Genomic DNA, 20,554 nt, shown 5'->3' on the forward strand with positions numbered 1-20,554 from the left:
GGACCACGCCTGCCTCGCCCGGCCGCTCATCGACGCGCCCGGTGTCGGCGAGTACCTCAACTCCCGGCGCGCACCGGCGCCGGACCGATCCTGTGTAACGGTCATGATTCCCCTGCCTCACACACGGACGAGATCCCCGACTGGCTGCCTCTGCATGATGACAACCGTCTGTCTCGTTGCCTTCTCCCGCCTTGCCACCTGCGGGCGCCACTTGAGGCGGGTCGCGACGATGGGCGTGCGTGAGCCGCAGGGGCGTTCCGGAAAGTCGATCAGCGCACAACACTGCAGCGGGAGGTGCCCCTTTGAGGGGCGCGAGCGTTTCGGCATGATCAAGGAGACGGCAATTGCGAAGAAGCCGTACCCCGAGGCGACAGCTACGATCGTCGAGCGAAAAGGCCCTGCCCGTGGGTCGCACATCTCCTTGAATCTCCAACGCCGAACGTGGCTGACCCGGCAGTCGGCGCCCGTAAGGAATGGGGAGGAGAGCATGAGGTTGGCCGAGCTCAGTCGGCGAAGCGCGGTGTCCATCGCGAGCATCAAGTACTACGTGCGCAGCGGGCTGCTCCCTTCCGGTGAACGGGTCACGGCCACCGAGGTCGACTACGGCGAACACCATCTGCACCGACTCCGGTTGATCCGCGCGCTCATCGACATCAGGCGTCTCCCCGTCAGCGTCACCAAGGAGATCGTGGGCGCGATCACAGCCGCACAGGACGACCCCGGACAGGCCCTCGTGAAGGTGCTCGACTCTGGTTCGGCCTTCGTGGAACGCAAGTCGGCGCAGGGCACCGTGACACCGGCGAAGCGGGACGCGAACGGCTTCACGGACGCCCGGAGCCTCATCGAGGAGATGGGGTGGTGCGTGCCTGCCACGGCACCAGCCGTACGGGAACTCGGTGGCGTCCTGGAAGCCCTGTCGGCTCTGGGCGTCGACATCGAGTGGCAGACTCTGCTGCCCTATGCCCAACTCGCGGACGACATCTCCGCGTTGGACAGCCGCCAGATTCACGGCGCGGCCGGCGCCTCGCCGCAGGCCGAGCGGGCCGCTGTGGTGGCCGTCCTGCTGGAGCCCGCGATCCTGGCACTGAGACGATTGGCACTGGAGGACAAGTCCTCACGCCGGAACAAAGAGGCCTCCCGCACACCGCGATGAGGCACGCCAGGGGCGTCAGGGGAGGCGGACCTCATGCAGGAACGGGCCGAGGAGCCACGGGCGCCGGCCCCAGACACGCAGTGAGCCCGTCAAGGCCGCTCGCGCGTGCGGGACACGGTGGAAGAGCACGAGGGTCAGCGCGGCGGGCTTGAAGAAGACGCGCACGTCGTTGTCGCGGCTCGGCTCTTCGATCCAGATGTCGCCCGTATCCAGGACCATCGTGACGGGAGAGGTGTAGTCGGAGCGGAATTCCACCGCGATGCGGCCCCGGCGCACCGGCCCGTCGCGGTCCAGGAGGTGTCCGGGACCATTGCGGGCGATCTCGACCAGAAAGAGCTCGAAGAACTGTGCCGCGTACTCATGCGGTATGTGCCAGGGTGCGTCGACGGCGCGCGCGATGTCGCGACCGTGCACGAGCAGTTCGTTGGTCAGGTGGGCCACCAGGCCGGCCAGCGGGATCCGCGATCCGCCGAGCCACTCAAGGGTTGTGGTGGGGTCCTCTGTGGCGGTCAGCCGGAGCATCTCCTCGATCGAGGAACGCAGTCGGCCCACGACCTCGCCGGGATCGCGCTCCGGGTAGGCCTTGAGGAGCGCCGGGTTCAAACCGGTGTGCATGGTGTCGACCGTGGCTGCGGCGACCTGCTCGTGTACGGCCGGCATCGGAAACGGTGTGTCACCGGGCGACAACCTGGAGGCGTTGAGCCAAGCTATGGCGGCGACGTGGGCCGCTGCGTCCGCCACGCTCCAGTCGGCCGTCGCCATGGCCCGTGGATCCGCGCACGCGACCAAGGCGCCGAAGCGCTCGGAGACATCCGTGACCGCGTCACGTGCGGCGTCCCACTTGTTGGACGTGATCCTTGTTTCCCCGATGGCCCGGTGTGCCCGATACCGCGATCGCGCCATCCGCTCGCCCTCCGGCCCTGTGGTGCTTGTCAGTTGTGCGCTCCAGTGTGGCGGGGCGGCATGTGCGGTGCTTCTTCGATCGTGCCGCTGCCATGTGTGCCCCGGCTGGGTGGCGGCTGCCGTGTATGCCGCAGCCGCCCACGGGCAGCCGGCGCTGTGTCCGGCCGCGTGGCCGGGCAACAGAGGGGCGAGCGGGGCAGGGCACGCTCGAAGTAGCCGGTCACCTCGCCCCCCGCCGACGATTCTCTCAGCCGCTGACGGTGACTTTGCGCGCTGTTGTGCGCGGCGTACGTGGTCCATTGCGCTGGGGGAAGGACGGACATGGCGAGAGCGGCGGGTGCTCCTCTGACGGAACTGCCCGGCACGGCCCTTCGCATTGTTCGGGTCTGCGGCACCGTGCTCGGCTATGCCGTGGCGTTTGGCCCTGGCGCGCTCGGTGCACGGCTGCGGCGGCGGCCGTGGGAGCGCGCCGGCGCGTGTCTGACGGCGTTGCTGACGTCGCTGGGACCCTCCTACATCAAGATCGGCCAGCTGCTGAGCACGCGGCGGGATCTCCTGCCCGAACGCGTCTGCGCGGAGCTGGGCCGACTGGCTGACGCCACGCCCCCGCCCCGACGCGCCGTCCTGGAGCGCGCCGTGCGCGGCGCGTACCGGGGGCACACGTGGCCGTTCGCTGAGTTCGGCTGGACGCCGGTGGCCACCGGGAGCATCTCGACCGTCCACTTCGCCGTCACCCTCGACGGCCGACGGGTGGCGGTGAAGGTGCGGAGGCCAGGCATCAGCCGCGTGATGCGACGCGACTTCCGGCTGGTCGCGCTGGCCATGGGCGCCTTACAGCGGCTGCCGCGTCTGCGGTCCATGCCCTTCACGGTCATGCACGCGCAGGTGGGCGGCGCGATCCTGCGCCAGCTTGACTTCACGGCGGAGCGCACGGCCCTGGGCAGCCTCCACGCGAACCTGCGGGAGTTCCCCTGGATACGGATTCCGGCACCCCTGCCCGACCTGTGCGCCGAGGACGTACTGGTGATGGAGTACGTGGAGGGACTGGCCCGCACCGCGCCGGAATCGTTCTGCGCCGACGCGCGCCGGGCCGCCTCGCGCAGGGTGATGTCGGCCGTCTACGAGATGCTCTTCGTGGACGGACTCGTCCACTGCGACCTGCACCCGGGCAACCTCTACATCGAAGGCAACGGTTCCCTGGTCATCCTCGATGCCGGCTTCGTGATCAAGCTGTCGGATCCGGTGCGCGCCACCTTCGGGGACTTCTTCATCAACATGGCCATGGGGAACGGTCCGCTCTGCGCCGAGATCATCATCGAGAGCGCGGCGAGTATCGCCGACGGCTGCGATCTCGGCGGATTTCGCGCGGAGCTTGCCGGCCTCGTCACGGAGACGGCCGGAGTCGTTTCCAAGGAATTCAGCCTGGCCAAATTCGCCGGACGGCTCTTCGATATCCAACGGCGTTTCGGCGTGTATCCGGTGCCCGAGTTTGCGTTTCCGTTGCTGTCGCTCCTGGTGGTCGAGGGAATCGTGCAGGGGCTTGACCCTGAACTCGACTTCCAGGCGGCGGCGATGCCCGTACTCCGCCGCAGGAACATGCCACGCGTTTCGGTCGGTTCATGAGGTTTGGTCGGTCCACAAGGAGAAAGGTGTGCACATGGATGGGAATGCGGGAGTTCGTGTTCCGCTGATTGACGAGGCCGACGCGACCGGACGCGTGGCCGAGCTCTATGAGCGGGCGAAGAAAGTCACCTCGCTGGACTTCGTGCCTGACATGTTCCGGCTGGTCTCGTCCCGGCCGGAACTGCTCGAAACGATGCTCGCCGGCTACGACGGTGTCTTCAACCACGGAAAGCTGCCCCGGCAGACCAGGGAACTGATCTCCTCCTGGACGTCGAAGGTGAACCAGTGCCCGTACTGTGTCGGCACGCACAACTTCTTCCTGCAGGTCTTCGGCGGCAGCGAGGAACTGGCCCGCGCGATCGACGCCGCGGATTCGCCCGACGACCTTCCGGTGGACGAGCGCACCCGCGTGCTGCTGCGCCTGCTGACCAAGCTCAGCCGCAGCGCCTACCGGATCACGGATGACGACTGGGAGACGGCGTTGGACGCCGGCTGGACCGCCGACGACCTGCTGGAGGCGTTCTTCTGCGCGGCGCTGTTCAACTTCATCACCCGCCTCGTGGACGGCCTCGGGCTCGGCACCACGGTGACCAGGAGCCGCATTTCGCAGCAGGAGGTGCCGGACGATCCCGGACCGTCAGCGGCCGCGGCGGCGGATTGAGAAGGGTCCGGTCATGACTGCCTCCCGCGCGATTCTGATCACCGGTGTCTCCTCCCTGAGCGGCCTCTCGTCGGGAACCGGCAGAGCCCTCGCCCTCCGGCTGCACCGCGCAGGATGGCCGGTCTACGCGAGCGGCCGCAGCCTGGAGGGGCTCAAGGACTTGAAGCAGGAGGGCATCACCACCCTGCGGGTCGACGTGACCGACGAAGAGTCGATGGCTGCGGCGGTCGACCGGATCACCGCCGAGCACGGTGCGGTCGGGGTGCTGATCAACAACGCTGCGTACAGTCTCAACGGCACGATCGAGCAGACGCCCATGGACGAGGTCCGCCGCCAGTTCGAGACCAACGTCTTCGGGCTCTCCCGCATGACGCAACTGGTCCTGCCCGGCATGCGGAAACAGGGGGCGGGCCGCATCGTCATCATGTCGTCGATCTTCGGGCTTTTCGCGACCCCGGGGCGCGGCTACTACGAAGCCACCAAGCACGCACTCGAAGCGATCGGCGACTCGCTCCGGCTTGAGGTGCAGCGCTTCGGCATCAAGGTCGTGATCATCGAACCCTCGCCCATCCTCGGCGCGTTCGTCCCGACGACGGTGGGTGATCTGGGGCTCGCTCCCGGTTCCACCGACCACGACCCCTACGGCGATTTCTGGGAGCGGTTCGTCGTCTGGCACGGTGCCTATCGGGAAGTCGAGCATCCGACGGGCCGCGGCCGTCTGTCGCTGCGCGCGGGCGATGTCGCCGCACTCGTAGAAAGGGCGATCACCGTGCGTCGTCCACGGATCCGCTATCGCCTCGGTATCCCGGTGCGACTGCTGCGGCCCCAGCGCGTGTTCTTCGGAGAGCGGGCCTGGGAGAAGTTCGTCCGCACGTTCTTCCCGACGCCGTGAGGGGCCCGGGCCGCACATGTGGATGCGCGCGCCGCAGCTCTGCTGGGCAAAACGAAAGAAGGCGGCAGCCCCCGGCGCAAGGACACTTGAGACGAAGTTGAGAACGCCTACAAGAAATCCTCGCGGCACCATGAAAAGAGAGGGTGGCTCGGAATGCTCAAAGTCCTGATCGTCGGCGCCGGGCAGGCTGGGCTGCAACTCGCACTCGGGCTGCAACAGCACGGCTACGACGTCACCGTGATGTCAGCGCGCACCGCCGACGAGATCGAGAACGGGACCATCATGTCGTCGCAGTTCCAATTCGACAGCACGCTCAGGTTCGAGCGCGATCTCGGAATCTACTTCTGGGAGGGGCAGGCGCCCCATACCCCCTTCACCCGCTTCATGGTGGGCGCCGAGGGCCCCACCCCGGTCGTCGACTGGGTCAGCCCGCTGAAGAAGCCGGGTGCGGATGTCGACCAACGGCTCAAGATGGCGCGCTGGCTGCGGCTGTTCGAGGAGAACGGTGGCCGGCTGATCATTCAGAGCGCCACCGTCGCGGACCTCGACACGATGGCGGGCGCCCATGACCTCGTCATCATCGCCGCAGGCAAAGACGGACTGGCCGAAATGTTCCAGCGCGACGCGTCCCGATCGCCCTATACGGCGCCGCAGCGGATGCTCTCGGTCGTCTACGTCAACGGGTACCAGCCAGATCCGGCCGGCCCCGGCGACCATACAGTCGAGTTCCACATGCTGCCGGGCAAGGGCGAGATGATCGTGATGCCCGCCCTTACCGTTTCGGGCCCCTGCCACATCCTGTTCTTCGAGGCCGTCCCCGGCGGACCACTGGACGTTTTCGGCGACATCCGGTCCCCCCAGCAGCATCTGGAGCGCTTCCTCGAACTGCTTGAGCTGCATGTACCGTGGACGCGCGAAAAGTACACCAAGCTGGAGCTCACCGACGCGGGCGCCACCCTGCGGGGCGGATTCACCCCGGTGGTCCGTCATCCAGTGGCGACGCTGCCCTCAGGCGGCCGCGTGCTGGGTATGGGGGACGTCGTCGTGGCCAACGACCCCATCACGGGGCAGGGGGCGAACATGGCCGCCAAGTTCGCGGCGGTCTACCTGAACGCCATCGTGCAGCACGGGGACCGGCCGTTCGACGCCGCGTTCATGGAGCGCGCCTTCGAATCGTTCTGGACGCTGCACGGGCGCGCGACCACCGAATGGACGAACATCATGCTGCAGCCGCCGCCCCCGCACATGCTCGAACTCCTGGGCGCCGCCGGCCAGTTCCCCGCGATCGCACACCGGTACACCGAGGCCTTCGACGATCCCAACGACTTCCTCGAATGGTTCACGGACCCGGACAAGGCCGCCGTCTACCTCGCCGAGGTGGTCGGCGCCGCGAGTGGATCGGGCCGCTGAGATGCGGGCCTCACCGCGGTGCCAGGGGAAACGGGGAAGGCCGCTGCCGACGCGGATTCCCGTCGCGGGGCTGGGATCGAATCCGGAACGGATTATGGTAAAGGAATGAACAAGAAGCGCACTTACGGCGAAGGGTGCCCCGTCTCCCACGCGCTGGACCTGGTGGGGGAGCGGTGGGCCCTTCTGGTGGTGCGCGAGCTTTTGCTCGGGCCGAAGCGCTTCCGTGATCTCAAAGACGCTCTCAGCGGCGCCAGTTCCAACATCCTCACGATGCGGCTGCGCGACCTGGAAGAGATCGGTGTGTTGCGCAAGTACCGCGCCGGTGCCCCGGTGAGCGGCCCGGTGTACGAGCTGACCGAATGGGGCCGGTCCCTGGAACCCGTCCTGTTCGCGCTCGGCAACTGGGCGGTCGCGTCGCCTTTCTGGGACCGGCACGCCCCCTCCACCGTGGACTCCCTCCTGCTCTCCTTGCGCTCCCAGGCCCAGTACCTCTTCGCCGCCGGGGCGCCCGTGGCCGGCACCTGCGACATGCGCATCGACGACGACCGCTTCATCCTGCGCTTCAGCGGCACCGGCCTCGACGTCACGCGCGCCGTCGCCTACGAGCCCGAGGCGACCGTCCAGACCGACGCCCACACCCTCAAAATGCTGATCGCCGGGGATGAAACGCTCGACGACGCCATCGAGGCGGGACGCATGAGGCTCGGCGGCGACGAGCGGTTGATCAGGTCCCTGATCAAGTAGTGACGCCCGCGGAGGGCGGGGCGGGCCAGTAGCTGCCGCCTCGCTCGCAGTACCCCGTTCCCGTGAGCAGGTTCCGCGCGCCCCGCACTCTGATCTGTGGTACAAAAATTGAACCAGATGCTTCAAAGAACTAGTGTGTTGCCGTGGCTGAAGGCCGCAGAGCCTCCCGAGGGAGAGAGCGACCATGCAATCCGTCGAATCCGGGGCACTCGCACCCCGTAAGGGCTGGACACTGGCCCTCAGCTCAGTGGGCGTCTTCATGGCCGCCCTGGACGCCCTGGTCGTGACCACCGCCCTGCCGGTGCTGCGCACCAGCCTCGACGCGAACATCGGCGACCTCGAATGGACCATCAACGCCTACGTCCTCACCTTCGCGTGCCTCCTGCTGCCGGCCGCCGCGCTGGCCGACCGCTTCGGGCGCCGCCGGGCGTTCGCGGTCGGGCTGGTCATCTTCGCGGCGGCATCGGCCCTGGCGGCGCTCGCCCCGAGCGTCGGCGTGCTGATCGCCGCCCGGGCCGGAGAAGGCTTGGGCGCCGCCGTCATCATGCCCATCTCGCTCACCCTGATCAGCGACGCCTTCCCGGTCGAGAAGCGCGGCGCGGCCATCGGCATGTGGGGCGCGGTCTCGGGCTTCGCGGTCGCCATCGGACCGGTTATCGGCGGCGCGGTCGTCAACGGGCTCAGCTGGCACTGGATCTTCTGGTTCAACGTCCCCATCGGCCTGGTGGCCGGCCTGCTCTCGCTGCTGAAGCTGACCGAGAGCTACGGGCCCCGCCAGCCGCTCGACCTCTACGGACTGGCCCTGGCCTGCGTCGGATTCTTCCTCCTGGCCTGGGGGCTGGTGCGGGTCAGCAGCGTCGGCTGGAGCAGCTGGCAAGTCGTCCTCTCGCTGATCGCGGGAGCGGTCGTGGTGGCGGCGTTCCTGGTGGTCGAGGGGCGCAGGCGCAGGCCGATGGTGCGCCTGGAACTGTTCCGCAACCGAGCCTTCAACACGGCGAGCTGGGTCACCTTCTTCATGTACGCCGCCCTGTTCGGCGCGCTGTTCCTGATGTCGCAGTTCCTCCAGTCCGGGCTCGGCGACAGTCCGCTCAAGGCGGGCCTGCACCTGCTCGCCTGGACCGCCGTGTCCATGTTCATCGCCCCGGTCGTCGGCCCCTTGGCCGACAAGTACGGCAACCGTCCCTTCATGGCCCTGGGCATGGCCCTGCAGGCGATCGGGTTCGGATGGGTCGCGCTGGTCGCCACACCCGGAGTCAGCTTCAGCGGCGTCATCGCGGGGCTGCTCGTCGCCGGCGTCGGCATCGGCATCGTCTTCCCGACTGTCGCGAACGGCGTGATGACCTCGGTGGGCCCGGACGAGACCGGCATCGCCTCGGGTACCAGCGCCACGCTGCGCGAACTCGGGGGCGTCTTCGGAGTCGCCTTCACCGCGACCGCCTTTGCCCACGCCGGCAACTACACCTCCCACCAGATCTTCATCACCAACTTCAGTCATGCGCTCTGGCTGTGCGCGGCGTTCTCCGCGGCCGGCATCTTCGTCTCGCTGGCCTACCCCTCGCACCGCGCCCCCGCCTATGCCACCGCCCCACCCGTGCGGCCCGCCGAAACGACCGCATCGGCGGCCCGCGACTGAGTCACGCAGAAGGGAACGGCTGTCAGCCCACCGCGACCGCTCTCCTGGGCAGGCGACCGCGGCAATCCGAAGAAAACGTCCGAAGAAACACGTCCGAAGAACTCGAACGAGAACGAGGTAAGAATCGTGACCACCGAAGCCCGCAAGCAGGAAGAGGCCGCCATCCTTGACGTCGTCAAGGGCGTCTACCAGGCCTGGAACAACGCCGACCCGGACGCGTTCGTCGCCGAGTACGTCGAGGACGCCAGCGCGACCTTGCCCGGCTCGTACCTGAAGTCGCGCCAGGAGATCCGCGACGCCATGGCCTTTTCGTTCAACGGGCCGCTGAAGGGGACGCGGTCGTCCGACAACGTGCTGGACGTCCGCTTCCTCAACGACGAGGCGGCCGTGGTCATCAGCCGGACCGGCATCCTGATCCCCGGTGAGACCGAGGCACCGCCGGAGCGGACCGCATACGCGACCTGGGTGCTCGCGAAGAAGGACGGCACGTGGCAGCTCGCGGCCTACAGCAACAGCCCCTCCGTCGGACCCGGCGGGCGGTGACCACGGGCTGACACGGCCGCGCCCCGGTCCCCCCGTCCCGGCCGCCCGGGACGGGGAGACCACGCTGGGACCCCTTCTGGGCGTCGCACGCTCCGGGAATTCACATCCGCGTCGGCCGCGCCGTCACGACCGTCGGCCGTCTTCCCACGACCCGAACTCCTCGACGGCCGACGTGCACGACTGCACCCGGTCGGCGCCCGAGCACACGAGGTGATCATGAGCTCCGACATGCGCAGTGGCGTGCTCGTCATCACGCACGGCGCGACCCTCGACGGGGTCGTCGAACAGGTCAGGGCCGCCGCGCAGGCGGGCGTCGGCACGGCGTGGCTGCCGCAGGTCCTCGGGAGCGACGCACTGACCACGCTCGCCGTCACCGGTCGTGAGGTACCCGGCATCCAGCTCGGCACCGCCGTCGTGCCGACCTACCCCCGGCACCCCCTGGCACTGGCCGGGCAGGCCCTCACGGTGCAGAGCGCGACGGGTGGCCGGCTGACGCTCGGCATCGGTCCGAGCCACCGAGCCACCATCGAGGGGGCCTACGGACACTCCTACGACCGGCCGCTCCGACACGTGCGCGAATACCTGCTGGCTCTGGCGCCGCTCCTGCGCGGAGAATCCGTCGAATACCGCGGCGAGACGCTGACCGCGGTCGGTGCTCTCGACGTGCCGGGCGCGACGCCGCCGTCGTTGGTGCTCGCCGCGCTCGGCCCGGCCATGCTGCGGCTCGCGGGTGAACAGACGGACGGAACTGTCACCCAGTTCACCGGGCCGCGCACGATCGCCGATCACGTGGTGCCGACGGTCACCCGTGCCGCGAGCCGCTCCGGCCGTCCGGGGCCACGCGTCGTGGTGGGGCTGGCCGTGTGCGTGACCAACGACCGGTCGGCGAGGCGAGAATCGCTGGGGAACGTGTATGCGGCAGTGGGCACCGGTGCGGAGCCGAGCTACCGGGCCATGCTCGACCGCGAAGGCGTCGCCACGGCGGTCGACGTGGCGATCATCGGCGACGAGACGACCGTGGAACGCGAACTGCGGCGGTTCGCCGACGCGGGTGCCACCGAGTTTGTGGCGACGCTCTTCGGAACCGACCAGGAGAACGCGCGGAGTCTGGAGCTCATCGCGTCGTTCGGCTGAGTGCCCTTGCGACCGCACGCGCACCCCGGGGAGCAGCCGGCGCCGCGCTCGTCCGGGATCTCCAGGGCTGGCCGGCCAGCCCCCGCCACCGTGAGGAGCATCTGCTCAGGCGGACCGGTGCGGGGCCCCGCGGCGTCAGGGGAGCCTGAGGTCGGGGTGGTAGACGTCCAGCCACACGGCGAGGTCAAGGGCCCGCTCCAGGCCCAGCCGCGTCAGCCGGCCCATCCCGGCGGTGTCGCGCTTTGTCGCGGCCTTGAGCCAGCCCCGGTCCACCAGTTCGAAGAGTTCATGATGGCGGCGCGTCAGCAGTGCGCTTGCCTGCTGTTGGAGTTCCCGGCTGTAATACGGGTCCTGGGTCGACGGATACGGGCTCTTGGGCCGCCAGGCGACCGACGACGGAAGCATTTCCTTGGCAGCTCCCCGCAGCAGGCTCTTCTCCCTGCCGTCGTAGGTCTTCAGCGCCCAGGGCGCGTTGTAGACATACTCAACGAGCCGGTGGTCGCAGAACGGTACGCGGACTTCGAGGCCGACCGCCATGCTCATGCGGTCCTTGCGGTCGAGCATGTACCGCATGAAGCGGGTGAGGTGGAGATGGACCATGACCCGCATGCGGTACTCGAAGTCGTCCTCGGACTCCAGCCGCTCGACTTCCGCGACGGCGCTGTCGTACCTCTCCAGCCGGTACTCCTCCAGTTTCAGTCGCGACACAAGACCCGGGTGCAGTCCGGTGGCGTCCTTGTCGAACGGGCCCACGCTGACGGCGATCCAGGGGAAGGCCCGTGCCCGCTGGATGGCGGGGACGTGCATGTGCCGGTAGCCGCCGAACAACTCGTCGGCCGCCTCTCCTGAGAGGGCGACGGTCGACTTCTCGCGGATCGCCTTGAAGAGCAGATACAGCGAGAAGTCCATGTCGCCCACGCCCAGCGGGGCGTCCCGCGCCACGAGGGCGGCCTTGCGGACGTCGGGGTCGGCGAGTGCCTTGGGGTCGAGCACGATATCGGAGTGCTCCGCGCCGACGTGCTCGGCGACCTCATGGATGAAGGGGGTGTCCGGGGTGTCGCGCAGGTCGTCCGGCGTGAAGTTCTCCGCCTGGCCCGTGAAGTCGACCGCGAAGGTCGGCACGCGTTCGCCGGCGAGATGGGCGGCGGCCAACGCGGTGAGAGTGCTCGAGTCGAGCCCGCCGGACAGCAGTAGACAGCGCGGCACGTCGGCGACGAGCTGTCGGCGCACGATGTCGTCGAGGAGCTCGCGTACATGTCCGACCGAGGTGTCCACGTCGGCGGTGTGCGGCCGGGTCCGCAGCCGCCAATAGGTGCGCTCGCGCACGCCGGCATCGTCGACGGTGACTATCGTGCCGGGCTCGACCTGCTGTATTCCCGCCCAGATCGCGTGCCCCGGCGTGAAGGCGTACGACAGAGCCTCGCGCAGCCCGTCGGTGTCGACCACGCGCCGGGCGAGCCGGTTGGCCAGAATGGCCTTCTGCTCCGAGCCGAAGAGCACGCCGTCCGGCGTGCGGTAGTAGTAGAGCGGTTTGATGCCCACCCGGTCGCGCATCATCACGAGCTTGTGGTCCCGCGCGTCCCAGAGGGCGAACGCGTACATGCCGTTGAGGCGGTCGGCCAGTTCGGTCCCCCAGCGCAGGTAGCCGCGCAGGACGACCTCGGTGTCGCTGGACGTCGTGAAGCGCTCTCCCGCCCGGATCAGCTCATCGCGCAGTTCGACGAAGTTGTAGACCTCGCCGCTGTAGACGAGCGCCACCTCGCCCTGTTCGGTGCGCACCGTCATCGGCTGTGCCCCGCCCACCAAGTCGATCACGGCCAGCCTCCGGTGGCCGAGCGCGGCGTGGCGGTCGATCCACGTGCCGCGGGCGTCAGGGCCCCGGCACGCCATCGTCCCGGTCATCGCGTCCAGGGCTTCTCGTTCGCGCGTGAGGTCACGGTTGAACGAGACCCAGCCGGTGATTCCGCACATCTGCCCGCCTCCTGTGGCAGTCCAATGGGTTCGGTCCGGGCCGGGTCAGCCGGAGCCGCGCAGCAGCGCGGCCGCCCGTTCGGCGATCATGACGACGGTCAGGTGAGTGTTGGCGCACACCATGCTCGGCATGACGGACGCGTCCACGACATGAAGGTTCTCGACCCCGTACACGGCGCACCGCTGGTCCACGGCCGCCCACGGGTCGTCGGCCGGCCCCATGCGTACGGTCCCCACCGGGTTGTAAGCGCTGTCGACGGCCCTCTCGATGTAGTCACGCAGCGCCTCGTCGTCGTCCATGACGCGCTCGTCGAGCGCGACCAGCTGGTCGCCTTTGTCGAAGATCTTCGGCGAACTCGCCAGCTCCCAGCAGCCCCTGACGCCGTCCGCGAGCAGGCCGTAGTCGCGCTCGTCGGAGAGGTAGCCCAGGTCGACGCGGGGAGCGGCGTACGGGTCGGACGCGGCCAGGGTGACCCGGCCGCGCGAGTGTTGCCGGCGCAGCACGACCATCACCCCGAACACGGCCCTGGCCCCGGCGACGCGGCGCAGTTCGGGGAAGTGGAGCGTGAGGTCGAAGCGGTTGACCATCGCGTAGTACTGGTCGTTGAACCGGCTGTCGCTGGTACGGGTGACGATCTGCCCGGTCGACTTGCCCTCGTTCTCGTAGCCCGGCTTGGGCGTCATGAACACCCCGATGCGCGGCTGGTCGGTCAACCCCGCGCCCACACCGGGCAGATCCGCCCGCACCGGCAGGCCGAGACCGCGCAGGTCTTGCCCGGGCCCGATGCCCGAGCGGAGCAGGATCGCCGGGGAGGCGACGGCTCCGGCCGACAGGATCACCCGCCGGGCCCGGACGGTCTCCCACGGGCCGCCGTCCACGGACAGCACGACGCCCGCCGCACGCTCGCCCTCGAACACGACGCGGTCGACGAGGGCGCGGGGCAGGATCGAGAGATTGGCCCGCCCGCTCGCAGGCCACAGATACGACATCGCCGTCGAGACGCGGGTCCTCGGATCGCGCCGGTTGGACGGGATCGGTCCGACACCGGTCGACTCGGGGTCGTTGTGGTCCTCTGCCCACGGGTGGCCGGCGGCCAGACAGACGTCGAGGAAGGCCTGCTGAACCTCCGTCAGCTCCTCGGGGCGCCATCGTCTGACGGGCACCGGGCCGCCGCGGCCGTGGACGCCACGGTCGCCGAAGTCCAGATCGTCCTCCAGCCCGCGAAAGGCCGGGAGTACGTGCTTCCAGCTCCACAGCGGGCTGCCGCTGTCGGCCCACTCGTCATAGTCCTGCGGTGTTCCCCTGATCACGACCGTATTGCCCACGGCGGAGGAGCCGCCGGTGACCTTGCCGAGCGGGAACATGACCCGGCGATCGCGGGTGAGCTGGGTGGTGAACCCCCAGCTGTGCTTCACAAGCGACATGGCGTTGGCGTCGAGGAGGTCGTCCGGAGTCGCCGTCTGTGTGGCGTAGTGCCGCCCCGCCTCGATCAGCAGCACCCGTCGGCCGGGGTCCTCGCTGAGACGGGCGGCCAGCACGGCCCCGGCGCTGCCGGCCCCCACGATGACGTCGTCGTAGATCCGCGGTGCCGACATGGTGGCCGCCCTCACCGCTTGCTGGCCAGGCCGCACCACATGGGCAGCGGCGCGGGTCCCGAAGCGCCCTGCGGAGGCCGCCACGACTCGGTCGGCACCACACCGGGCGGCACGACGTCCATGCCGTCGAAGAACCGCTCGACCTCGGAACGGGTGCGGCGCACCACGGAATCGCCCGTCTGCTTGTCCATCTCTGTCAGCATCGCGTTGAGGGCGACGTCGGTGTCGTCCTTCGCGAAGTGGGAGAGCGCCAGGTAGCTGCCGGAGGGGACGGCGGCGAGCAGCTCGGCCGGAATCCGCTCGGGCCCGTCGGTGTCCTCGACGAAGTGGAGCACACCGAACAGGACGAGCCCGACGGGCCGGGAGAAGTCCAGCACCTTGGCGGCCCTGCGCAGGATGTCGTGCGGATCGCGGAAGTCCCCGTCCAGGAAGACGGTGTCGGCGTCGGAGGCGAGCAGGGCCTGCCCGTGCGCGGTGACGCCGGGTTCGTTGTCGACGTAGACGACGCGGCAGCCGGGCGCGGCCCTGCGCGCGGCCTCGTGCGTGTTGCCCATGGTGGGCAGCCCGCTGGCCAGGTCGAGGAACTGCCTTACGCCGCACTCGCCGGCCAGGTGCGAGACGATGCGCCCGAGCGCGTCGCGGGCTGCGTGGAGGTCGACGCGCACTCCCTCGACACCGCCGGGCTGACCCGGCCAGTTGGCGAACGCGGTGTCGCCGACGGCCCGGTCGGACGCGAAGTTGGCGGTCCCGCCGAGAAGATAGTCCATGATCCGGGCCGTGTTGGGGATCATGGCGTTCACCCCGACCGGCGCCTCCTCACGACGCGGTGCCGATGGATTCTCCGACATGCTGCAGCCTCCTTCGCGCCGCGGCACCGGAGCTCGCGGCCTTCACGACACCAGCGTGACGGCGCGGAGGCGGGTGGGGCTTCTCGCTCCGTGCCCGGCCTGCGGAAGGCGCCGGGCAACGCCGGAGTAGTCCCCGGCATCCGTCGAAAGCGACGCTTGGCGACGGGGACCCGGAACTCTGCCGTCTCCCCGGCGACGTGCGCCCGTCTCGCGTCGCGCTTCCCGCAGCCCATGTCAGCGAGGGTGATGTATGACGCCGCAATACGATGACATCGTCGTCGGCGCTGGTTCGGCCGGCGCCGTGCTCGCCGCGCGACTGAGTGAGGACACGTCGCGCCGTGTGCTCCTCCTCGAAGCCGGTCCCGACTACGTGTCGCCGCACGAGACGCCCGACGACATCCGCACCGGCAACGCGATGTCCTTCCACGACCACGACTGGCAGTTCAAGGCGGACATCCACGAGGGGCGCAGGATCCGCTTCCCGCGGGGCAAGGTGACGGGCGGCTCGTCGGCCGTCGGCGCCACGGTCGCGCTGCGCGGGCTCCCCGCTGACTACGACGAGTGGGCGGCCGCCGGAAACCCGTCGTGGTCCTGGCAGGAAGTGCTGCCGTACTTCCGGCGGCTGGAGGACGATCTCGACTTCGGCGGCGAGTACCACGGGTCGAACGGGCCGTACCCGATCCGCCGTTGGCGCCCGGACGAGCTGGTGCCCGGACAGCTCGCCTTCGTCGAGGCCTGCCTGGACGCGGGCTTTCCCGAGGCCAAGGACCACAACCATCCCGAGGCGACCGGGGTGGGCCCGATCCCCTCGAACCGGCGCGACGGACTGCACAGGGTCACCACCGCGATGGCCTACCTGACACCGGCACGCGACCGTCCCAACCTGGACATCAGGGCCCACACCGTCGTCGACCGGATCGTGTTCGACGGGACCCGCGCCGTCGGTGTGACGGCCTCCGCGGCCCGCGGCGGATACGAGACGATCAGCGCGCGGCGGGTGATCCTGGCCGCCGGAGCGGTGGCGTCGCCGACGATCCTCATGCGGTCCGGCATCGGTCCCGCCACCGAACTGCGGCGGCTCGGCATCGACAGCCGCGCCGACCTGCCCGGCGTCGGCGCGAACCTCGTCGACCACCAGCGCACCGGCGCGTTCCTCGCGCCGCGCCCCGGCGTCTGCGATCCGTCGGGCCCGTTCCTGCAGGAAATCCTCCGCACCACCGCGCCGGGCTCCGACGAAACGAACGACCTGCAGTACTACATGGTGAACCACTTCGATCTGACGCACTTTCCGGAGCTGCAGATGCTCTCGGGAACGGAGATGATCCTCGGGGTCATGGTCGTGTCGCAGCGGCCGCGCTCCCGCGGCAGACTCGTGCTGACCTCGACGGACCCCCTGGAGCCGCCCCGGATCGAGCTGAACTTCCTCTCGGACGGCGGCCGGGAGCTCGACCTGCTCGTGGAGGGCGTACGCACCAGCTGGCGCCTGGCCAACCATCCCGGCATCCGCAGCCTCGGGCAGGGCTTCGTCGTCCTGCGCGAAGCGGTGATCGAGAACGACGACATGATCCGCCAGTACGTCAAGACCAGCCTCGACAGTGCCTACCACCCGGTCGGGACGGTGCGCATGGGGCCGGCGGACGACCCCTCGGCCGTCGTCGACGAGCGGTGCTCGGTCCACGGGATCGAGTCCCTCTACGTCTGCGACGCCTCGGTGATGCCCACCACGGTCCGGGCCAACACGAACCTCACTTCGATCATGATCGGTGAGCGTACGGCCGACTGGCTGCGCGCGTAGCGGCACCACACGAACCGGCCGGGGAAGGATCCCCGGCCGGTGCTTCGTCCGCGAAGCCCGTCAGGTCACCGGGCGCACCGTCATCGGCAGGCCGCCGCGGATCCGCAACGTCAGCATCGCCTCGCCGGTCACCTGGTACCCGGGCACCTTCCTCAGACGCACATCGCGTGCGAGCGTGGCGAGGACGACGGTGGCCTCCATCATGCCGAGGCTGTTGCCGACGCAGAACCGCGGTCCCGCGCCGAACGGGATGTAGGCGTAACGGTTCCGTCCCGCCGACGCGGCCGGGGTGAACCGCTCCGGATCGAAGCGGGCGGGCGCCGTCCAGAACGCCGGATGCCGGTGCAGCAGGTAGGGGCAGAGCAGCACGTCAGCGCCTGCGCCGACGGGAAATCCGCCGATCTCGTCCTGCCCGCGGGCGATGCGGGGCAGCAGCCAGACGGGGGGATAGAGGCGGATGACCTCGTGGAGGACCTGCGTGGTGTACGTGAGTTCGCGCAGACTCTCGATGGTCAGCGGCCCGTGCCCGAAGACCTTCGCGGCCTCGTCGTGCAGCCGCAGCCACACCTCCGGGTGCGCGTCGAGCAGATGGAACGCCCAGCTCAAGGTGCTGGCCGTGGTCTCGTGCCCGGCGAGCAGCAAGGTCACCAACTCGTCGCGCATGCGGACCCGTCCGAGGCGCTGGTCCCCTTCGTGGCGGACCGACTCGATCAGTCGCGAGACGATGTCGTCGCCGGCCGGCCCGGCGGCGCGATCGGCGGCCAGCCGGTCGACGATGCGCTGCAGGTCCCGCCGGGCCCGCCGGAAGCGTGTCTGCAGGGGCAGCGGAAACCACAGCGGCACGGTGCCTAGGGTGATGGCGTCGAACATCGCCTGGTTCTGGACGGCTTCGAACGAGTCGCCGAGCGAGTCGAACGCGCTGAGGTCTGCGTCGACGAGTGTGCGTCCGAGCACGCCCAGCGTGAACGCGGTCATCTCGGCGCGCATGTCCACCGGCCCCGTGCCGGCCAGGGAGCGTAGACGTGCGGCCAGCCTCTCGGCCTCGTCACAGACGGCGCCCAGCTGCCCGGCGATCCGCTTGGGCTGGAAGACCGGCTGGATCGCCTTGCGTTGGCGGCGCCACACCTCACCGTCGCTGGTGAGGAGGCCGTCTCCGAGGGCGCGCCGAGCGTGGATCATGCCGAGGCCCTTGGTGTAGTTCTCGGCGTTGTCCGCCAGGATGTGCTTGGCGTGGTCGGGGTGGTTGAAGAAGTGGAGCGTCTTGGGGCCGAGCGGCAGCCGCACCGCGTCGCCGTATTCGGCTGCCGCCCACACCATCACGTCGAGTCGGCTTCGCACCATCCTGGCGAGGACGGGAAGGGCGAGGAGGCGCGACGGGCCCGGCATCCTGCGCCGTTGCCGGCCGGCCGGGGAACTCGTGATGGTCACGGACGGGCTCGCCGGAGTTGGTCGAGCCCCGAGGCGATGCGCTGCCGCCAGAGTTCGTACGCGGGGACGCCGGAGGCGTCCGGGAGTTCGGTGCGGCTCTTGTCGGCGAGGTCGGCCGCCTGCGCCGGCGTGATGCCACAGAGCAACCGGGTCGCCAGCTCGGTGTGCTCCGTCACGAGGCCGGTCTGGAACCGGGCGGTCGCGGCGAACACCGCGCCTTGGGCGACCTGCGGCAGGTGGGCCCCGGCGCGCCGCGCGAAGGTCCGCAGCTCTTCCTGGTCGACGGCGCCGGCGTAGGTGATGGCAAGGCCGGCCCCGCCGTAGAGGTCTGCGTGCCGGCTCTTGTCGAATGCCTCGATCAGATCGGCGGCCCGGTCGGGGTCGGCTCCGGCGACGAACCAGATCGCTCGTCCGACGCCCTGGTCGATCACGCGGCTCGCGTACGAAGCCGGTCCGCCGGCCGGCCACGGGAAGTCCGGCTCCTGGTACTGCCGGCGCACGTACTGCTCGGTGCGGAAGTAGGCCTGGTGGAAGCCGTATCCGTCCAGGACGAGCCAGCGCAGCAGCGGATCCGCGGCGGCGGCGGACGCCTTGGCCCAACGCAGCCGCGGCAGCCGGGCCATGGCCCAGCCGATCCCGACATAGACCATGTAGATGTGGTCCCTGGCCCTGCCCTCAAGGAAGCGGCTCACGTTGCGGCCACCGAACGGGAGGCCGTCGCGTATCGCGAAGCCCATGCCGGCGCCCTCGTAGGCGAAACCGCGGAACTCCCGAGGAACCGACTCAAGACGGTCTTCGGCGTCATGTGGCGCGCGGGCTTCGGCCGCATACGCGTACCCGGTGAGGAAGGTCTCGCCCACGGTCTCCAACATCTCCCGCGCGGCTGCGCTCTTCACGTGGAAACCGCGCACGGAAAGGTTCGCTTGCGACGTGCTGGGGGTCAGGATTCGGCGCCGGAGCGCTCGCCAACTACTGGTCATGCCTCTCTCCTCTCGGTGGATCGCCTGTTACCCGGAGATCTGAGGGGGAGCGTGCCTGCCTCCGGTTGGCGCGCCACGCTCCGCATGCGGACGTGACGCCTGGTCAAAGGGACGCGAGCTCCGGGGTCCGCAGCGGACTTCGCGTCCCTTCGGGGAGCAGACGGTTGTCCAGTTCCGGCAGGGCCAGCAAGATCGGTAGATCGGTCCGGTCCACGGTGCGCATCGGGATGCGGAGTTCGACATCGTGGCCGGAGCGCATCACGACAGGTTTCCCAGCGCCCAGCAGGAGGGGGTGGCGCGCCCAGGGGCGGGGATCCACGTCGGCCCAGCGGACCGCGACGGCGGCGGCACGTACGTACCATTCGCCGATGGGCACCGCGCTCAGTCGGTATTCCAGCACGCGGCAGGCGTCGGTGGGGCATTCGAGGATGTCGCAGGAGACCGGCATGCCCTCGACGATGGGGCTGCCGAACGCGCCGACGTAGACGCGCAGCGGCGTGCTGCTCGGCGGCAGCACGACCGTGCCGTGCACGGTGCCGGTCCCGCAGTCCGTGTCCGTGTCGAAGCGCGGCAACGGCGGCAGGCCGCTGTTGGACAGTGACCTGAATCGGGTAGGTGAGACGCCGACGCTCCGGGTGAACCGGGTCGTGAACGTGCCCAGGCTGTTGTAGCCCACCTGATACGCGATGTCGGTGACGCTCAGTGACGTCTCCAGAAGGAGATTCTTCGCGCTGTACAGGCGGATCGCCGTCAGGAAACGCCCGGGCGAGGTACCGGTGACGTTGCGGAAGACCCGGGAGAAGTAGAACTTGCTCAGTACCGCGGTGTCTGCAATCTCATCTAAGGATAAGGGCTCACTGTAGTGATCCCACATCGTCGTTATGGCGCGTTCCACCGCAAGCTTGGATACCTCCACAGGACCCCCGTTGTCAGATGAGGCCAACTCATGATCGGCTGCCGATTCGCTTCACCAGCCACTGAGATGCGGTTCGATGATGCGCATGCTCCGGTCTTCAGCACTTCTTTGAAGTTGCCTGTATCGGATTTGCATCTGTCAGTTTCCGTGCGGTGCGTGTGAACAATTGGGCCAGCGTGTCTGGTGTTCCTGCTGACCGCCCACTGGGCAACCGTCCGGTAAATTTCGAAAATCTCCGAGTCCGCCGTGCCCGCGGTTGGCTGCCCGTCGAGGTGCGGTGATCGTTCACCCACGGGCGCGTCGGGCCGCGACGGTGAAGGGCAG

The 20,554-nt window shown here is 69.1% G+C and carries 17 protein-coding genes; 10 read left to right on the plus strand and 7 right to left on the minus strand.

The genetic code is table 11. The annotated features are described in order from the left end of the window. Nucleotides 1-487 precede the first annotated feature (487 nt). The gene (locus tag ACIBK6_RS10655) at nt 488-1,153 is read left to right on the plus strand and encodes a MerR family transcriptional regulator (protein ID WP_399050652.1); all 666 of its coding nucleotides are present in this window, start codon (nt 488-490) and stop codon (nt 1,151-1,153) included. A gap of 15 nt (nt 1,154-1,168) precedes the next feature. Here the strand turns inward: ACIBK6_RS10655 and ACIBK6_RS10660 are convergent, their stop codons facing one another. After that, nucleotides 1,169-1,813, minus strand: coding sequence for a hypothetical protein (locus tag ACIBK6_RS10660; protein ID WP_399050654.1), 645 nt, complete (start codon nt 1,811-1,813; stop codon nt 1,169-1,171). Nucleotides 1,814-2,377: 564 nt separating this feature from the next. On the opposite strand from ACIBK6_RS10660, the gene ACIBK6_RS10665 reads away from it, so the two are divergent. The 8 genes from ACIBK6_RS10665 (at nt 2,378) to ACIBK6_RS10700 (ending at nt 10,696) form a co-directional block, all read left to right on the plus strand. Then, entirely contained in the window at nt 2,378-3,679 is a 1,302-nt protein-coding gene (locus ACIBK6_RS10665) for an ABC1 kinase family protein (RefSeq protein WP_399050656.1), read from the plus strand. 34 nt (nt 3,680-3,713) lie between these two features. Next, nucleotides 3,714-4,340 (plus strand): carboxymuconolactone decarboxylase family protein, encoded by a 627-nt coding sequence (locus ACIBK6_RS10670; protein ID WP_399050658.1) that lies wholly within the window; start codon nt 3,714-3,716, stop codon nt 4,338-4,340. Between the two features lie 13 nt (nt 4,341-4,353). Continuing rightward, a complete protein-coding gene (locus tag ACIBK6_RS10675) occupies nt 4,354-5,232 on the plus strand; it encodes an SDR family NAD(P)-dependent oxidoreductase (RefSeq protein WP_399050660.1) in 879 nt (292 codons plus the stop codon). 153 nt (nt 5,233-5,385) lie between these two features. After that, entirely contained in the window at nt 5,386-6,642 is a 1,257-nt protein-coding gene (locus ACIBK6_RS10680; RefSeq protein ID WP_399050661.1) for a styrene monooxygenase/indole monooxygenase family protein, read from the plus strand. 105 nt (nt 6,643-6,747) lie between these two features. After that, entirely contained in the window at nt 6,748-7,386 is a 639-nt protein-coding gene (locus ACIBK6_RS10685; RefSeq protein WP_399050662.1) for a winged helix-turn-helix transcriptional regulator, read from the plus strand. Nucleotides 7,387-7,570: 184 nt separating this feature from the next. Beyond that, nucleotides 7,571-9,019 carry an MFS transporter gene (locus ACIBK6_RS10690; RefSeq protein WP_399050664.1) on the plus strand — a complete coding sequence of 483 codons (1,449 nt, stop codon included), beginning with the start codon at nt 7,571-7,573 and terminating at the stop codon, nt 9,017-9,019. A gap of 126 nt (nt 9,020-9,145) precedes the next feature. Beyond that, the gene (locus tag ACIBK6_RS10695; RefSeq protein WP_399050665.1) at nt 9,146-9,562 is read left to right on the plus strand and encodes an SgcJ/EcaC family oxidoreductase; all 417 of its coding nucleotides are present in this window, start codon (nt 9,146-9,148) and stop codon (nt 9,560-9,562) included. A gap of 216 nt (nt 9,563-9,778) precedes the next feature. Next, nucleotides 9,779-10,696 (plus strand): TIGR03564 family F420-dependent LLM class oxidoreductase, encoded by a 918-nt coding sequence (locus tag ACIBK6_RS10700; RefSeq protein ID WP_399050667.1) that lies wholly within the window; start codon nt 9,779-9,781, stop codon nt 10,694-10,696. 135 nt (nt 10,697-10,831) lie between these two features. Here the strand turns inward: ACIBK6_RS10700 and asnB are convergent, their stop codons facing one another. The 3 genes from asnB to ACIBK6_RS10715 are packed head-to-tail and all read right to left on the minus strand — an operon-like array spanning nt 10,832 to nt 15,111. Next, a complete protein-coding gene (gene asnB / locus ACIBK6_RS10705; protein ID WP_399050668.1) occupies nt 10,832-12,667 on the minus strand; it encodes an asparagine synthase (glutamine-hydrolyzing) in 1,836 nt (611 codons plus the stop codon). A gap of 45 nt (nt 12,668-12,712) precedes the next feature. Continuing rightward, nucleotides 12,713-14,263 carry a GMC family oxidoreductase gene (locus tag ACIBK6_RS10710; RefSeq protein ID WP_399050669.1) on the minus strand — a complete coding sequence of 517 codons (1,551 nt, stop codon included), beginning with the start codon at nt 14,261-14,263 and terminating at the stop codon, nt 12,713-12,715. Nucleotides 14,264-14,274: 11 nt separating this feature from the next. Next, the gene (locus tag ACIBK6_RS10715; RefSeq protein WP_399050670.1) at nt 14,275-15,111 is read right to left on the minus strand and encodes an SAM-dependent methyltransferase; all 837 of its coding nucleotides are present in this window, start codon (nt 15,109-15,111) and stop codon (nt 14,275-14,277) included. A 250-nt stretch (nt 15,112-15,361) separates the two neighbouring features. On the opposite strand from ACIBK6_RS10715, the gene mftG reads away from it, so the two are divergent. After that, on the plus strand, nt 15,362-16,906 hold the full coding sequence (gene mftG, locus ACIBK6_RS10720; protein WP_399050671.1) for a mycofactocin system GMC family oxidoreductase MftG: 1,545 nt from the start codon (nt 15,362-15,364) through the stop codon (nt 16,904-16,906). Nucleotides 16,907-16,966: 60 nt separating this feature from the next. On the opposite strand, the gene ACIBK6_RS10725 is transcribed toward mftG, so the two are convergent. The 3 genes from ACIBK6_RS10725 to ACIBK6_RS10735 form a co-directional block, all read right to left on the minus strand. Beyond that, nucleotides 16,967-18,247, minus strand: coding sequence for a cytochrome P450 (locus ACIBK6_RS10725; RefSeq protein WP_399050673.1), 1,281 nt, complete (start codon nt 18,245-18,247; stop codon nt 16,967-16,969). Nucleotides 18,248-18,330: 83 nt separating this feature from the next. Continuing rightward, entirely contained in the window at nt 18,331-19,314 is a 984-nt protein-coding gene (locus tag ACIBK6_RS10730; protein ID WP_399050675.1) for a DUF1702 family protein, read from the minus strand. Nucleotides 19,315-19,417: 103 nt separating this feature from the next. Next, nucleotides 19,418-20,257, minus strand: coding sequence for a helix-turn-helix transcriptional regulator (locus tag ACIBK6_RS10735; RefSeq protein ID WP_399050677.1), 840 nt, complete (start codon nt 20,255-20,257; stop codon nt 19,418-19,420). Between the last annotated feature and the right edge of the window lie 297 nt (nt 20,258-20,554).

This window comes from Streptomyces sp. NPDC050485 (assembly GCF_044458185.1).
Lineage (GTDB): Bacteria > Actinomycetota > Actinomycetes > Streptomycetales > Streptomycetaceae > Streptomyces.

Excerpts from the sequence above, each read along its gene's own strand:
- ACIBK6_RS10710 (WP_399050669.1), bottom strand. The coding sequence starts at position 14,263 with ATGTCGGCACCGCGGATCTACGACGACGTCATCGTGGGGGCCGGCAGC.
- ACIBK6_RS10675 (WP_399050660.1), top strand. The coding sequence starts at position 4,354 with ATGACTGCCTCCCGCGCGATTCTGATCACCGGTGTCTCCTCCCTGAGC.
- ACIBK6_RS10700 (WP_399050667.1), top strand. The coding sequence starts at position 9,779 with ATGAGCTCCGACATGCGCAGTGGCGTGCTCGTCATCACGCACGGCGCG.
- ACIBK6_RS10655 (WP_399050652.1), top strand. The coding sequence starts at position 488 with ATGAGGTTGGCCGAGCTCAGTCGGCGAAGCGCGGTGTCCATCGCGAGC.
- asnB (WP_399050668.1), bottom strand. The coding sequence starts at position 12,667 with ATGTGCGGAATCACCGGCTGGGTCTCGTTCAACCGTGACCTCACGCGC.
- ACIBK6_RS10725 (WP_399050673.1), bottom strand. The coding sequence starts at position 18,247 with ATGGTGCGAAGCCGACTCGACGTGATGGTGTGGGCGGCAGCCGAATAC.
- ACIBK6_RS10665 (WP_399050656.1), top strand. The coding sequence starts at position 2,378 with ATGGCGAGAGCGGCGGGTGCTCCTCTGACGGAACTGCCCGGCACGGCC.
- ACIBK6_RS10685 (WP_399050662.1), top strand. The coding sequence starts at position 6,748 with ATGAACAAGAAGCGCACTTACGGCGAAGGGTGCCCCGTCTCCCACGCG.
- mftG (WP_399050671.1), top strand. The coding sequence starts at position 15,362 with ATGACGCCGCAATACGATGACATCGTCGTCGGCGCTGGTTCGGCCGGC.
- ACIBK6_RS10670 (WP_399050658.1), top strand. The coding sequence starts at position 3,714 with ATGGATGGGAATGCGGGAGTTCGTGTTCCGCTGATTGACGAGGCCGAC.
- ACIBK6_RS10730 (WP_399050675.1), bottom strand. The coding sequence starts at position 19,314 with ATGACCAGTAGTTGGCGAGCGCTCCGGCGCCGAATCCTGACCCCCAGC.
- ACIBK6_RS10690 (WP_399050664.1), top strand. The coding sequence starts at position 7,571 with ATGCAATCCGTCGAATCCGGGGCACTCGCACCCCGTAAGGGCTGGACA.
- ACIBK6_RS10715 (WP_399050670.1), bottom strand. The coding sequence starts at position 15,111 with ATGTCGGAGAATCCATCGGCACCGCGTCGTGAGGAGGCGCCGGTCGGG.
- ACIBK6_RS10660 (WP_399050654.1), bottom strand. The coding sequence starts at position 1,813 with ATGCCGGCCGTACACGAGCAGGTCGCCGCAGCCACGGTCGACACCATG.
- ACIBK6_RS10680 (WP_399050661.1), top strand. The coding sequence starts at position 5,386 with ATGCTCAAAGTCCTGATCGTCGGCGCCGGGCAGGCTGGGCTGCAACTC.